The sequence below is a fragment of the Acinetobacter sp. ANC 4654 genome (assembly GCF_002135425.1).
Classification (GTDB): domain Bacteria; phylum Pseudomonadota; class Gammaproteobacteria; order Pseudomonadales; family Moraxellaceae; genus Acinetobacter; species Acinetobacter kyonggiensis.
The window spans coordinates 1-15,638 of record NZ_NEGL01000011.1; the positions used below are offsets into that span (position 1 = coordinate 1).

Below are 15,638 nucleotides of genomic sequence, written 5' to 3' on the forward strand. Positions count from 1 at the left end.
AACTTCGAGTAATTTCTACCATCAATCAATGAAAATAATTTCGATCAATCAACCAGTAAAAATCCACACAAGTTGTTCTTCATAATCTCTTAATGATCTTCTTAATACTTCGTCAGTAATTAAGTCGCTCAACTTGATAATCCTTAACATCTCAGCACTTCGTGCTTCGCTTGTTTCCGGCTATCTCGTCGGGATGCTGCGTATTCTATACAGTTTCCAATCCTGCGCAACCCCTAAATTCACTTATTCTTCACGTGTGTCTTTTTTTTCAGCAAAAACTGCAAAAAAACCGTTTTTATAGCTATTTTTTAGGCGTTTTAACCCTAAAAAAACTCATTTTTATAAAAATTTATTTTCAGCATGCTTATTATTAAAGACCTTCTCGCCTTTAAACAGCATATAAACCACATATAGATTAAGTCGCTTTTTATTGAATTGAAAAATAGGGCTGGTTAGCTGCCTAATTTATTCTGCTTTAGCATTACTCAAATATTACGCCACTACTTTAAAGAAACTTTCCCACGCATAATTTTTACCAACAAACATTCCAAGGTTCGCAAAGGTAAAAGAGATCCTAATATTCCCCACTAAAAGTTTATCTTCTGTATGCTTTGAATTATGCTCAAGACTAGAGCTGTACTTTAGTTATTACCTACCAATCTGAGTTAGAGACTACAATTACAGTCACCCATATATCATATTTTAAAAATAAAACTCCCCTCGGGAATTTATAGCGCTAAAAAATGAGTGCGTTAAATGTCTATTTTATAAAGGTAAATACAATCAGATATCTAAACAACATGCTTAGCATTCGTGAAGGAAGCATTATCGCTGTGTTATGTGTCAGCAGCTTAATCAAAATAATTCGCCTAAACTCAGTTTGATATCCTTGAATGGCGTAATACCGATAAAACTAAATCTACAAATCAACCAAAAAAATTTCACGCAACTGAATTTTCTATTCTTTTTAGCTGAACAGATTCGCCTAAATTAGACTTCATTAAATTTTAGATAGAAAAAAAGAAAGAGATCTCTCCCAAAATCTCTCCCTTGAAGTTAGATCATTATTAGATCCATAGATGTCATTATTATAGTTATCTACATATATCGTTAAAAAAGTCTCTCGGGGGAAAGACTTAAAACCGTGGAGCTTTTTATAAAATCACTCTCTAACTATGCTTTCTACACAACAGCTAGATGAATAAATCTTATACATAAGCATATAGAAATGCAATACGAATGGAAAAATTTAACTCTTGTTTTTATAAGGTTTTTTTTACTTTGCTTATCTACATAACTTATTAAGAATTTGATAAATAAAAAGCAGACCGAAGCCTGCTTTTATTTCAATGCAAGTATGCTGATTTAGTCAACAAATGTAACTTTCGCAATCGCTTTCTTACCTGCTTGAATAATATAAGTTTTGTTCTCAGTAACAGAAAAATCAACATCAACCACTGCCCAGTCGACTTTCACTGCACCACGTGCAACTGCATCTTTAGCTTGGGCTGCATTTTTAGTTAAACCGGCTGCACGCACAATAGAAGCAATAAACATTTCACCACCAAATTCACCACGAGAAATCGTGACTTCAGGTGTGCCTTCAGGCAATTCACCTTCCGTAATGATATTCCCTGCACCTTTATGCGCATTGGCAGCAGCATCTGCACCATGAAAACGCTCAACCAATTCAAGCGCAAGAATCTTTTTCACTTCTTGAGGATTACGACCTTCTGCCACATCCTTCAACAACACGGCAATTTCATCGAGTGATTTGAAACTTAAAAGATCGAAATAGCGTTCAATCAAACTATCAGGCATTGAAAGTACTTTTTGATACATTGCACCTGGTGCATCAAATACGCCAATATAGTTGCCCAAAGATTTAGACATTTTATTGACGCCATCTAAACCTTCAAGAATTGGCACGGTAATACAGACTTGTGCTTCTTGATCATAACGACCTTGCAGCGTACGACCCATTAACAAGTTAAAGGTTTGGTCTGTACCACCCAACTCTACATCGGCCTCTAAAGCAATTGAGTCATAACCCTGAACCAACGGATACAAAAATTCGTGAATCGCAATCGGTTGATGGTTGTTGTAACGCTTGGTAAAGTCATCGCGCTCAAGCATACGAGCAACCGTTTGCTGTGAAGCCAATTGAATCAGGTCAGCAGCCGTTTTTTCGGCAAACCATTCAGAGTTAAAACGCACTTTGGTTTTATTTGGGTCAAGAATTTTAAAGACTTGTTCTTGATACGTTTTGGCATTTTCCAACACTTGTTCACGTGACAAGGGTGGACGCGTTGCACTTTTACCTGTTGGGTCACCAATCATGGCGGTGTAATCACCAATCAAAAACGTCACTTCATGCCCCAAATCTTGGAACACTTTTAGCTTATTAATCAGTACAGTGTGACCTAAATGTAGGTCTGGTGCTGTTGGATCAAAGCCCGCTTTAATTTTTAAGGGACGATTTTCTTTAAGTTTCTTTAACAGATCCTCTTCAGAAATAATTTCATGAGTGCCTCGTTGAATGAGGGCAAGTTGTTCTTCAGCCGGCAGGAAATTTGACATCACAAAACCCAATACATCTGTTATACAATTTGTGCGATATACTAACACTTTTTCAGCACAATGCAGGCTTAACTATCATCATGACAGCGATCTATATTGGGGTAATGACTGGCACCAGCATGGATGGCGTTGACATCGTTGCTGCTTCATTTGATCCTTTGCAGCTTCATGCCACCCTGACCTTGCCATTTGATCCAGACTTACATGATGAGCTGATGGCACTGACCTTACCGAATGACAATGAAATTGATCGCATGGGCAAAGCAGATGTTGCTTTAGCTCAAATGATTGGCAGTGGCATTAATGAGCTGATTGAAAAAAATCATTTAGATCGTAGCCAAATCAAAGCGATTGGTTCACATGGACAAACCATTCGTCACCGTCCTGAACATGGTTTTACGTTGCAAATTGGTGACCCCAATATCATTACTGAAATGACTAAAATCCCTGTAATTTCAGATTTTCGACGTCGTGATATGGCAGCGGGTGGTCAAGGCGCACCGTTGGTGCCTGCATTTCATCAAGCCTTATTTCAACATTCCAGTATTCACCGCGTCATTTTAAACCTCGGCGGCATTGCCAATGTCAGTATGTTGCCCGCAGGCAACCCAGACGGTGTGTTTGGTTTTGATACTGGCCCAGCCAATATTTTAATGGATGCTTGGTGTCATCGTTATACTGGACAACCCTATGATGAAAATGGCAATTGGGCAGCCTACGGTCAACCGATTCGCAGCTTGCTCGACCGCTTACAAGCACACGAATATTTTTCTAAAGAACCACCGAAAAGCACAGGCCGTGAAGATTTCAACCTAGAATGGTTGGATGAACAAATTGCCGATTGGCACAATGATCTTGAATATAACGAATTAGAAGATATTCCTGAAAATATTCAAGCGACTTTACTCAAACTCACCACGCGTGCGATTAAAAAAGCCATTTATCGTTCAAACATGGATACCGGTGAAGTCTATGTCTGTGGTGGTGGTGCCTATAATTCACATTTACTTGAACAACTGCGCTGGCGGTTACGTAAACACAATTGGTCTGTTCAAACCACATCCGCAATTGGCTTAGCCCCGACATGGGTGGAAGCCACTGCTTTTGCTTGGCTGGCGATGCGCTTTGTCAATCAAAAAAGTGGCAACTTACCTACGGTCACGGGCGCAGCAGGCTATCGAATTTTAGGTAGCATTACTGCGGTATAAGTAAAAACACCCAAAATAAAAGGTCTGCTTTATACAGACCTTTTTTGATTCTTAGATTAACATCTTAAAACCATTGATTTTATCGCATCATTTTTTGGGCATTTTCATTGCGAAAAGCAGCTAAAATTTGTTGTCCCGCGCGCCCTGTTGGACTAAGCCCCAAACGAATCTGCTCCTGACGAATTGCTTGACGACTTTTATCGCCAATCAATCCATCGACTGCGCCAATGTCATAACCTTTATTAAGCAAAAACTGCTGAATTTCACGACGTTCTGCCCGTGAAGTACCCGCATCATCAGTCGGCCAAGTTTGACTAAAACTACCACCGCCTTGTAAGCGATCAGACAAATGCGCAATGGCTAAGGCATAACTTTCCGCAGCGTTATAACTATATATAGCATCGAAATTTTTAAAGACAAGAAAGACTGGACCATTCGCGCCAGCAGGTGCCATCAGTCCAGCGGCACTACTGCTCGATAAATTCCCTTGAATTAAAGCGCTCCCATCCGCACGAGCCACACCACGACTCATCCAGCTACTTAAAGACTTTTTATTGCGACGACTTTCTCCACCAATTGACAGATCATCTGGAATGCGCACTTCAAAACCCCAAGGCATACCGGTTTGCCAACCACGTTTTTTTAAGAAATTTGCAGTAGAAGCCAAGGCATCCGAGGTACTGGAAACCAAATCACGACGGCCATCGCCATCAAAATCCACTGCCAATTCTTCATAGGTTGAAGGCATAAACTGGGTATGACCAAATGCGCCTGCCCACGAGCCTTTCATCTGCGCTTCAGTTAAATCACCGCGTTGTAAAATTCGCATGGTGGTAAAAAACTCACCACGGAAAAAACTTTGACGACGACCTTCACAGCTTAAAGTGCCCAAAGCTTGTAATAAAGGATAACTGCCCGAAATTTGACCAAAATTACTCTCCACCCCCCAAACCGCCACCACGGTTTCAGCGGGTACGCCATAGGTGGCTGCAACACGATTTAGCACCTCACGATGTTGTGCCAATTTTTGCTGCCCCAATTGCACACGCTCTTCATCCACCAAACCGGATAAATAATCCCAAATCGGGGTAGAAAATTCAGGTTGATAGTTCAGTTTTTCAATCACTGAATAATCTGGGGTTAAATTTTGCGTATAACGATCATAGGTCAAACCCGTTACACCCGAACCAATTGCTTGAGAACGTAAATTAGTCAGACATTGCTGAAAATTATTTTGTGGTGCAGATGCTGTATTAAAACTGGATGGCGAAGAAGAAATACTTTGACCATTAATAATCAACTCAGCCTTGGCCTGAGTCATGGCTAAAAAAACTGAACCTAAAACGAAAGCTAAGCGACGCATAGTATCCCTAATGGTATTTGAATTTAAATTATGTTTTTACCATACCATCATCAATCCAGAACGTCTGAATCAAATCGTAAATTTAAATTCATTCCTTTTGTTTTAAATTCATATTTACCTTTTTAAATTTAAAAAGTTATCCACAACACCCACTTTTTTTAAAATTTAAATTCAAAATCAGCCAAAATATAAATTCAAATTCGCATATTTAAATTTAAATAGACTTTTTAAATTCAAACACACTGTGGATAAGTTGATTTCTTTATGCTTTATAGGTTTTTACACAAATAAAACTTTAAATTCAAAACTTATTTTTAAATTTAAAGTTTGAATTCATCATGCAAATATCACTTTGAATTCATATTTTTTAAATTCAAAATCATGGCTTTTGAATTCAAATTGAGATCATTTTAAATTTATTTTTATCTTTTGAATTTAAAAAATCTGCGCTGCTCTACCTCAGTAAAAATTAAATACAGCAGATTTTTTTTGTGTTGGTTTTTTATGCAGAATATTTCTGAACTATTGCATCAATGGCATGCTGTTATTTTTATTTTGTTCCAGTAAATGCGGTGCTCGTTCAAAAGAGGCGCAATCATGCCCGAACTTCAGGCATAAAAAAAGCGGTCATTGGCATGACCGCTTTTTTTCCATTCAATCGAAGGATTAAATGCTCATATCTTGAGTAAGTGCCAATGGCTCTGGCAAAATTTTCGCCAATTGGCGACACAAAGTGGTCAATTCAGCACTGTCATTTGGCATTAACGTGATGTGACCAATCTTACGACCTTCACGTTCAGTCTTATTATATAGATGTAAATGTACGCCATTAAGCGCCAATACATCTTCAGACTTTGGATGCTTGCCAATGATATTGATCATCACGGTCGGGCGAACCACATCCGTTGAACCAAGGGGTAGACCCGCAACGGCACGTATATGGTTTTCAAATTGCGAGCAGATAGCGCCTTCAATGGACCAGTGACCTGAGTTATGCACACGAGGTGCCATTTCATTGGCATATAAACCGTTGTCAGTCACAAACAATTCCAGTGTCAACACACCGACATAATTCAAATGATTCAGCAGGCGAGTGATGTAATCCTGCGCCACAGGCTGTAAATCAGCACTGTTGGGTGCAGGAACAATCGAGTGCGATAAAATACCATTATGATGGTGATTTTCAGCCAACGGCCAAGTTTTCACATCACCGTTCTGACCACGCACCGCAATAATTGACACTTCACGAGAGAACATCACAAAGCTTTCTGCAATCAATGAACCCGCTGGACCCAATTCCGCCCAAGCTTGTTCCATTTGATCTGCTGAACGCAGCACAAATTGACCTTTACCATCATAACCACCCGTGGTGGTTTTCAGGACAATCGGCAAACCCAGTTCAGCAACCGCTTGTTGTAAGCTGTCTAATGAATCCACTGCACGATAGGGTGCAACAGGAATATCTAATTCATCAAACAAAGCTTTTTCTGACAAACGATGTTGTGCAATGGCTAAGGCTTGACGCGGTGGATGCAAATCTTTGTTTTTGATCAATACATCAACATCAGCCAAGGGCGTGTTTTCAAACTCTAAGCTAAATACATCAGCACTGTTGATGAAATCCTGTAAACCATTTTCAGCTTTGCTTGAAATCACCTGACCCAATACAGCCGATGGACAATCTGTGCTTGCTTCAAAGAAAGTACATTGAATATTCAGTGGTAGGGCAGCTTGTGCCATCATACGGCCAAGTTGACCACCACCAAAAATACCGATGGTTTTATCCATAACATGTGTCCCGTTTTAAGCTTGGCTCGGAATGTGACCCGGAATATTGTTGCTTGCTACTTTTTCAGTTTGGGCATCACGAAACTCAGCAACATTTTTTGCAATTTCAGGACGTGTCAAACCTAAAATTTGCGCTGCCATAATTGCCGCATTGGTTGCACCCGCAGGGCCAATCGCCAATGTACCGACCGCAATACCCGCAGGCATTTGCACGATAGAAAGCAATGAATCGACACCATTTAAAATAGACGATTTCACAGGAACACCCAGTACAGGTAAGTCCGTTTTCGCTGCACACATACCCGGTAAATGTGCTGCACCACCTGCACCCGCAATAATCACCTGAATACCACGTTCACGTGCTGTTTCAGCATATTCGAATAAACGATCAGGCGTACGATGGGCAGAAACAACTTCAGCTTCAAAAGGGACACCAAGCTGTTTCAGCATATTGGCAGTGTGTTCTAAAGTTGCCCAATCAGATTGAGAACCCATGATAATTCCAACTAAAGGAGCGTCTTGTGCAGCGGCCGCATTCATTGCAAATATTCCATAAACGAATGTAAGGAAGGATAAATCTCGACGAGAGCCAAGCTTTACATGAATCAGAAGCTCGCTATTATAGACTGAAAATTCGTCTCACCAAAATTTAACAGATACCGTACTGCTATATTTCCGCTATTTTTTTGGAAAATAATAAAGAAATTGATTTCAAACCCTAAAAGTAAATTGATACGCGGAAATGTCATTCGCAACTGTTTGAGGCAGGACTACACTTAATAAGTAATGTTTCTGCGATTAATATAGTTTTCGGTGGTATCTAACGAGTTTTGCGAATGACAATGATTTTGCTTACTTTTGCCAAAACAAAAGTAAGTCGAACCGAAGGTTATTTCCAAAATTGAAGGACCATTGAAAAGGCTTTGTTGTGTAAACCACATTTTTATAAAATCAAGTTTTACTGATTTCTAAAAACAAAATAGACACAGCCCAAAAGACACAATCCTGCCCACACATAATCCAACTTAAAAGGCTGTTTAAATAGAAAAATCATAAAAGGCACAAAAACCAGCAAAGTCACCACTTCCTGCGTGATTTTCATCTCGCCCAATGACCAACCTTGCTGCGCGAGCAAGCGTGTTGCAGGAATCATAAAACTGTATTCGAGCAGGGCAATCAGCCAACCAAATAAAATCGCCTGCCAAAGTGGCGCACCATGTAAAAATTTTAGATGACCATACCAAGCCAAAGTCATAAAACAATTCGAGACAATTAAAAGTAACAGGGGAAATAACATGCTGAATTTATCTGGAACACTCGTGAATATTTTACGTTTTTTAAATAAAAAATCATGTCATTTCAGTGCTGATTTTTCTTCCCGACAATATGCATCAAACAACACCATAAAACCCATCCTGCAATCCCATGAATAGATACAAGAAAAACTATCTTTTCAGTGAAACCCTTGCTATCGTTGCTTTCAAATCAAATTAATCACGACAACAGCACAATAAAAAAGTGATGTGTCTAAAACACAGCGGAGTTAAGTGTATGCATCTGCATATTTTGGGTATCTGTGGCACATTTATGGGTTCACTGGCGCTGTTAGCGCGTGACTTAGGTCATAAAGTGACGGGTTCAGATGCAAATGTCTATCCACCGATGTCGACCCAGCTTGAAAATGCAGGCATTACTTTAATGCAAGGTTATGACCGCAGCCATTTACAACCCCATCCTGATTTGGTGATTGTTGGCAACGCGATGAAACGTGGCATTGATGCTATTGAATATATGCTCAATGAAGGCTTACCGTATATTTCAGGTCCGCAATTTCTTGCCGATCATGTTCTACAAGGCAAACATGTTTTAGGGGTTGCAGGTACTCACGGTAAAACCACAACCACAACCATGCTGGCTTGGGTACTGGATCAAGCGGGTTTAAATCCGGGGTTCTTGATTGGTGGTGTACCTTTAGGTTTTAGCGAAAGTGCACGTTTGGGCGGTGGTAAATACTTCTGTGTCGAAGCTGATGAATACGATTCTGCATTCTTCGACAAGCGTTCTAAGTTTGTACATTACCATCCTAAAACAGCGATTTTGAACAACCTTGAATTTGACCATGCCGACATTTTTGATGACTTGGCTGCCATTCAAAAACAATTCCATCATTTAGTTCGTACCATTCCAAGTGAAGGTCGCATTATTGCCCCGATTACGGAAAGCAATATTGATGAAGTGCTCGAAATGGGTTGTTGGACACCTGTGGTTCGAACCAGTTTAGAAGCCAATGCCAAAGCCGTGCTTTCTGCGGAACAACTTTCTGCTGATGGTTCACATTTTAAAGTACTAGAAAATGGTGTAGTCAAAGGCATCGTTACATGGAATATGACGGGGCAGCATAGCGTTGCCAATGCTTTGGCGACCATTGCCGCTGCTGAGCATGTCGGTGTTTCGATTGAAACTGCTTGTGCAGCATTGTCAAATTTTGGCGGTGTAAAACGCCGTATGGAATTGTTGGGTACAGTGCGTGGCATTGAAGTGTATGACGACTTTGCGCATCATCCAACAGCCATTGAAACCACTTTAGACGGCGCACGTAAACGCCTTGCCGAACGTAAACTTTGGGCGATTATTGAACCACGTTCCAACACCATGCGTATGGGCAGCCATAAAGATGGTTTAGCCCATTCTGCACGTTTGGCCGATGAAGTGATTTGGTATCAACCTGAAGGTTTAAACTGGGATTTACAACCGGTGATTGAAGCGGCTTCAAATAAAGCGGTGGTTGCTCGCTCACTGGACGATATTATTCAAACAGTGGTCAATCAAGCAGGCGAGGGCGATGCTGTGGTGATTATGTCGAATGGCGGTTTTGGCGGGTTACATCAGAAATTGATTGCTGCGTTACAAGCTTAAAATTCAGCGCTGTAATTCTAAAAAGCCAATTCACACATATGAATTGGCTTTTTAGTTTTTAATTATTGTCATTTTATAATTCACATAAAAGCAGTCACTCCTATCCGAGGAAAACTGTTTGAAGCTATTTATTGTTTATGCGAAAAATATATTAAGCAGCCACATCCACCAAACTCTGATCACGCTTAAACATCGTATCCACATAAGAACAAGTCGGCACAATCTTTAACTGCTTTTCACGTGCAAATTCAACCAAAACATCCAGTAATTTTCGCGCGGCACCTTGCCCACGCAAAGAATCATCCACCCAAGTATGATCTGCAACAATAATATCTTCACTACGCCACACATAACTCATTTCTGCAATGCGTTTGCCTTGAGCATCGTCTAAAAAGAATTCACCTTTTTGTTGATTATCTAAATGTTGAAATTGCATAACGTCCTCTAAATTATTCGTTTCTAAATTATTAATACTTAAAAACATATCTTACCGAAATAAAACAGCATGCATAGTTGGATCTTTGTCGAATACAAATTTGATCAAAAGATAAAGTCTTTATATTTTTATTTTCACAATAAAAATCAGCCCCATATCATCAGTAAAAACTAATTCACTCTCCATACAACGTCACTTATATGAGTATAATTAATCACAAATACCCAATTAAAGGGATATAAAACAAAATCTTAAACCTTTAGATTGATCAGTAAATTTTATAGACTAACGCTTATGGATCTTGATTTAATTGCGATCATTTTTTTGTTTTGTATTGCACTCGGCCTAGTATTGTCAATTTACAAAGAAAAGTTAAAAAACCCATTTAAATAAGCGATCAATTCAGTAGAAAAATTAACTAAGCAATATTCTAATGATCATCTTTTCACTATTTTTAGCATTACTTTTCCACGACATTTTAGCTTAACAAGTCTGCAACTTAAGCCTAAAATTTAACGCTGCTCATTTAAGTTTCCAAACTTATGTCAATGTCATCTTCAGAAACAGCGTCTCCCAATCCATCACACCAATGGATTTGTGTCATCACCCTTGCTTTTGCTGCCTTTATTTTTAATACCACTGAATTTATTCCTGTAGCATTGCTGAGTGATATTGGTCAGAGTTTTAATATGCCTGCCACAGATGTAGGCATCATGATTACCATTTATGCATGGGTGGTTGCACTGATTTCATTGCCCATGATGTTAATAACCAAAAATATTGAACGACGCTTTTTGTTAATCGCATTATTCGTGGTTTTTATTGTTAGTCATGTGCTGTCTTATTTTGCATGGAGTTTTGAGATTCTGCTTACAAGCCGAATCGGCATTGCTTTTGCACATGCATTATTTTGGTCAATTACAGCTTCATTAGCCGTTCGTGTCGCACCCAAAGGTAAAGAATTTCAAGCCTTAGGTTTGTTGGCAACTGGAACGGCTTTAGCCATGGTTTTGGGTATTCCTTTCGGTCGCATGATTGGTGAAGCCTACGGTTGGCGCAATACCTTTGCTTTAATTGCCATTGGTGCAGCACTCATTTGTCTGACCTTGGCAAAAATGCTGCCGAAGCTGCCCAGTATCAATTCAGGTTCATTTAAAAGTATTGGCATCCTATTTAAGCGCCCCAGCTTGATGCTGGTCTTTGCATTGACGATTATCATCATTAGCGCGCAATTTACCGCTTATAGTTATATCGAACCCTTTACCCTGAATATTGCACATTTTAGTTCAGTACAAACCACCACTTTATTGCTGATTTATGGTGCCGCAGGTTTCTTAGGTTCTTATTTATTTGGCAAATTTGGTGCACGCTATCCTAAAGTTGCGATTCCTTTCAGCAGTCTATGTTTAGCCATTTCCATGTTGCTGTTGCTGCCTCTAGCACAAAATATGACCAGCTTAAATATGCTCAGCTTATTTTGGGGAATGGGTATTATTGGCTTAAGCTTAGCCCTACAAGCCAAAACGCTCAACCTTGCGTCAGATGCAACTGATGTGGCTATGGCCATTTATTCAGGTCTTTATAATGTCGGCATTGGCGGTGGTGCATTATTGGGTGGATGGGTTACCACACGTTATGGCCTAAGTTATATTGGCTTCGTGGGCGGCTTAGTCGCAGTTTTCGGCATGGTTTTGGCATTAGTGTTGGTGCAGCGCAAAGACTTTATGAAATTGTAACAACTACAGATAAAATTTGCACAATGACCATAAATATGCGATTCTTCAACCATATTTGGATTTAATCCAAAACTAAATTATGTTGAACAAGGGGAGTAGCCTCCTTCAAACGTCAGCCATTTAATCTTTTTAAATGACTGACGTGTCAGAATATCGTCATTACACTTTGCAAAAAGTCGGTATCTGAGCATCTGAAGTAACCAAACATTGGTATTCAGATGTAGGCAAGACCTTGATCATGTTGACACAGATGTTTAAATCATCTGGCAACAGGTCAAGGTTTTTTTTATGGCCGGTTGTCAGATGTGGAGGATTCACATGGAAACAATTGGCAATTTATGGCTGTATTTAGCATTCTTCGGTTTAGTTGCCGTCATGCTCACCATCGACTTTTTAGGCTTTAAACAAAAACAAGGTCAAGAAGTCAAAATTAAAACCGCAGCGTACTGGAGTATGGCTTGGGTTTCTGTCGCTGTTCTATTTGGTGGGGGCTTATGGTTTTACCTACAACAAACCGCTGGCATCGCCATCGCAAATACCAAAGTCATGGAATACTTTGCAGGTTATCTGTTAGAGAAATCTCTCGCGATTGATAATGTCTTTGTTTGGTTAATGATTTTTGCTGCCTTCGCTATTCCACCCGCTTTACAACGTAAAATTCTGCTTTATGGCGTACTTGGCGCGATTGTTCTCAGAACCATCTTTATTTTTATTGGCGCATGGTTCGTACAAGAGTTCTCATGGGTTCTTTATATTTTCGGTGCATTCCTCGTTTATACCGGCTTTAAGTTCTTAAAAGGACATGAAGAAGATCCGAATATTGAAGATATGGCGATTTTAAAGTGGTTGCGTAAGCACATACGTATCACACCTAAGCTAGAAGGGGATAAGTTCTTTGTTCGTCAAAATGGCCTGTTATGGGCAACGCCATTATTTCTGGTGTTAATTTTGGTTGAAGCATCGGATGTCATTTTTGCCGTCGACTCTATTCCTGCGATATTTGCAGTCACCAGTGATCCCTTTATTGTCTTAACTGCAAACTTAATGGCGATTTTAGGTTTACGCGCAATGTTCTTCTTGCTGGCGGGGGCTGCATCAAAGATGCACTATTTACCCTACGGTCTAGGAATAATCTTGCTGTTTATTGGTTTTAAAATGTTGATGCTAGACGTATTCCATATGCCAATTTGGATTTCACTTGGCTTTATTGTCATCACTTTGGCCATTACCGCTTGGTTATCCATTCGCTATAACAAGAAGCAAGAATCACTGTCTTAATGTCTTGCTAACCATAAAAGCCTTCCCCACGTGGAGGGCTTTTTTACTCCCAAAATAAAAAACTAAAGACAAGACCAGATATACGAAAATGCAATCCGCCACTGTTCAATACGGGAACATGCTCATAAACAGGTTAAAAGTGCATCCATCATCACAAGCGTAATTTGTTCCATCTGCGCAAAAACTGCTTTTCTTCCATTCTTTGCATAAAAACATGATGACTGACCAACGCAGCATTCCATCTTAGTTTTAACTCAAATAAATCATCTAGACCAAAGGGTGCAATAATTTCAAACTCATTATTTTCCAATAAGCGTACAGCAACTGCCGTCGCCGTTTCAGGCCATAAAGACAATGCATGTTGAATCGATTGTAACGGTGGAATCGAAGCGCCATCTTCTGTGGTATACCATTGGTGAACCCATGCCTGATTGACGACATCCCAGTCATTTTCAGGAAACTTCTGCTTTAAAATTTCAGCCAAATGCTGCTGTTCAAAACCAGACAGATCTTCTGCATCATAAAAAATCACATCAATTTCAGTCTGTGAAAGTTCATAATGCTGATCATGTAATACAGACCAAATAAGATTACGAATCACACCTGCACTACAAAATGCCTCGGGTTTCACTTGTCGTAAAAAAAGCAATCTGGCATAAAGATCCCGATGCTTTAAAAGGTTTTTCTTCAGCAGATTTTGATAGTTTTCAGCCAACGGCATCCTTTGCTCCTTGAGATCTCATCACAATCGGCATTCAATATGCCTAAAAATAGAATAATTTCAGGTACAATCAATCGAAAAAATTACACGTTAAAGGTTATTGTATGTCTCCCATTCAGGCTCAACGCGCCGTTCGTGGTCGCTTTCTTGATATTCAACACACGGTTTCTCAAGCAGCAGATATTCCTCAAGCCATTCGTTACCTTGAAGATGGTTTAGTCATTACCACAGCAGGGAAAATCACGTGGTTTGGCACATGGCAAGAGGGGCAGCATTTGCTGAATGAAGATATACCATTTGAGCATTATCCTGAGCAACTGATTGTGCCAGGTTTTATTGATACCCATATTCATTTCCCACAAACCGAAATGGTCGGTGCTTATGGCGAGCAACTGCTCGAATGGCTCAACAGTTATACCTTCCCAACAGAATTGCAATTTAAAGACAAAAACTATGCAGACCAAATCGCCCAATTTTTTGTGCAAGAACTGCTTAAAAATGGCACCACGACTGCTTTAGTTTTTTGTAGCGTACATGCTGAATCGGTTGATGCATTATTTGAAGCAGCAGAGCAGCATCACATGCGTTTAATTGCAGGGAAGGTAATGATGGATCGTCATGCGCCCGAAGACTTATGTGATACAGCTGAAAGTGCTTATAACGACTCTAAAGCACTGATTGAAAAATGGCATGGCAAAGGTCGTAACTTGTATGCCATTACGCCACGTTTCGCACCGACCTCGACTCCTGAGCAACTGGCAAAAGCAGGGCAGTTAAAAGCGGAATATCCTGAGGTCTATGTACATACCCACTTAAGCGAAAACAAAAATGAAATTGCTTGGGTTAAAGAATTGTTCCCTGAACAACAAGGCTATTTAGATGTTTATCATCATTATGGTTTAACAGGGCAGCGCTCGATCTTTGCCCATTGTGTCCATTTAGAAGAGGCAGAATGGGACTGTATGCATGAGACCAATTCAGCAATTGCCTTTTGCCCAACCTCTAATTTATTTTTAGGCAGTGGTTTATTTCCTTTGAAAAAAACATGGGAAAAACAAGTCAAAGTCGGCTTAGGCACAGACATTGGTGCAGGCACGTCATTTAGCCAACTACAAACCTTAAATGAAGCCTACAAAGTGCAACAACTTCAGGGCGATAAACTTTCTGCTTTTGAATCTTTGTATCACGCGACTTTAGGTGGAGCCAAAGCCTTAGATCTGGCGGATAAACTGGGGAATTTTAATCTGGGTAAAGAAGCCGATTTTATTGTATTAGATTTAAAAGCAACCGCCTTACAAGCCCTACGCCAAGCACGTGCCAAAGGCATAGAAGATGCTTTATTTGCCCTGATGACCATGGGCGATGATCGTAATATCCATGCCACTTATATTTATGGAGAACCCGTTTATATCAAAGCATAAAACTTAAAAAAAGAGGCAGTAAAAAGAATGTATTGCTAATGTTAATCGTGCTGAATTGTGCTTTTTAAATCAGGTATGAGACTGTACAACTCAAGGCTGAATACATTTTCAACTGCAAAAAAGATGCATCTCTTGAGTAGATGTATTAAAATTAGAGCATCTTTTGAGGTGTTGCTGGTCAACACCTTTTT

12 protein-coding genes are annotated in these 15,638 nt (G+C 39.8%); 5 read left to right on the plus strand and 7 right to left on the minus strand.

Going from position 1 to position 15,638, the window contains the following annotated elements:
- Positions 1-1,365: 1,365 nt before the first annotated feature.
- Positions 1,366-2,580, minus strand: coding sequence for a tyrosine--tRNA ligase (gene tyrS / locus B9T24_RS14790; RefSeq protein ID WP_086166483.1), 1,215 nt, complete (start codon positions 2,578-2,580; stop codon positions 1,366-1,368).
- A gap of 80 nt (positions 2,581-2,660) precedes the next feature.
- Here tyrS and B9T24_RS14795 point away from each other — a divergent pair, with 80 nt between their 5' ends.
- Positions 2,661-3,788: an anhydro-N-acetylmuramic acid kinase gene (locus tag B9T24_RS14795; RefSeq protein ID WP_086166484.1), complete on the plus strand. Its 1,128-nt coding sequence runs from the start codon at positions 2,661-2,663 to the stop codon at positions 3,786-3,788.
- Between the two features lie 79 nt (positions 3,789-3,867).
- On the opposite strand, the gene B9T24_RS14800 is transcribed toward B9T24_RS14795, so the two are convergent.
- The 4 genes from B9T24_RS14800 to B9T24_RS14815 all read right to left on the minus strand — a co-directional run bounded on the left by B9T24_RS14800 (position 3,868) and on the right by B9T24_RS14815 (position 8,236).
- Positions 3,868-5,151: a lytic murein transglycosylase gene (locus B9T24_RS14800; RefSeq protein ID WP_086166485.1), complete on the minus strand. Its 1,284-nt coding sequence runs from the start codon at positions 5,149-5,151 to the stop codon at positions 3,868-3,870.
- A gap of 666 nt (positions 5,152-5,817) precedes the next feature.
- Positions 5,818-6,939 (minus strand): 5-(carboxyamino)imidazole ribonucleotide synthase, encoded by a 1,122-nt coding sequence (locus B9T24_RS14805; RefSeq protein ID WP_086166486.1) that lies wholly within the window; start codon positions 6,937-6,939, stop codon positions 5,818-5,820.
- Positions 6,940-6,954: 15 nt separating this feature from the next.
- On the minus strand, positions 6,955-7,479 hold the full coding sequence (gene purE / locus B9T24_RS14810) for a 5-(carboxyamino)imidazole ribonucleotide mutase (protein WP_086166487.1): 525 nt from the start codon (positions 7,477-7,479) through the stop codon (positions 6,955-6,957).
- 418 nt (positions 7,480-7,897) lie between these two features.
- A complete protein-coding gene (locus tag B9T24_RS14815; protein ID WP_086166488.1) occupies positions 7,898-8,236 on the minus strand; it encodes a DMT family protein in 339 nt (112 codons plus the stop codon).
- Between the two features lie 254 nt (positions 8,237-8,490).
- On the opposite strand from B9T24_RS14815, the gene mpl reads away from it, so the two are divergent.
- Entirely contained in the window at positions 8,491-9,855 is a 1,365-nt protein-coding gene (gene mpl, locus B9T24_RS14820; protein ID WP_086166489.1) for a UDP-N-acetylmuramate:L-alanyl-gamma-D-glutamyl-meso-diaminopimelate ligase, read from the plus strand.
- Between the two features lie 151 nt (positions 9,856-10,006).
- Here mpl and B9T24_RS14825 read toward each other — a convergent pair whose 3' ends face one another.
- Complete coding sequence (locus B9T24_RS14825) at positions 10,007-10,291, minus strand: GNAT family N-acetyltransferase (protein WP_086166490.1); 285 nt, start codon at positions 10,289-10,291, stop codon at positions 10,007-10,009.
- 542 nt (positions 10,292-10,833) lie between these two features.
- On the opposite strand from B9T24_RS14825, the gene B9T24_RS14830 reads away from it, so the two are divergent.
- Positions 10,834-12,027, plus strand: coding sequence for a sugar transporter (locus tag B9T24_RS14830; protein WP_086166491.1), 1,194 nt, complete (start codon positions 10,834-10,836; stop codon positions 12,025-12,027).
- A 318-nt stretch (positions 12,028-12,345) separates the two neighbouring features.
- Positions 12,346-13,305 (plus strand): TerC family protein, encoded by a 960-nt coding sequence (locus B9T24_RS14835; protein WP_086166492.1) that lies wholly within the window; start codon positions 12,346-12,348, stop codon positions 13,303-13,305.
- A gap of 151 nt (positions 13,306-13,456) precedes the next feature.
- Here the strand turns inward: B9T24_RS14835 and B9T24_RS14840 are convergent, their stop codons facing one another.
- Entirely contained in the window at positions 13,457-14,026 is a 570-nt protein-coding gene (locus tag B9T24_RS14840; protein WP_086166493.1) for a nucleotidyltransferase family protein, read from the minus strand.
- Positions 14,027-14,130: 104 nt separating this feature from the next.
- On the opposite strand from B9T24_RS14840, the gene guaD reads away from it, so the two are divergent.
- Positions 14,131-15,447, plus strand: coding sequence for a guanine deaminase (gene guaD, locus B9T24_RS14845; RefSeq protein ID WP_086166494.1), 1,317 nt, complete (start codon positions 14,131-14,133; stop codon positions 15,445-15,447).
- Positions 15,448-15,638: the final 191 nt, after the last annotated feature.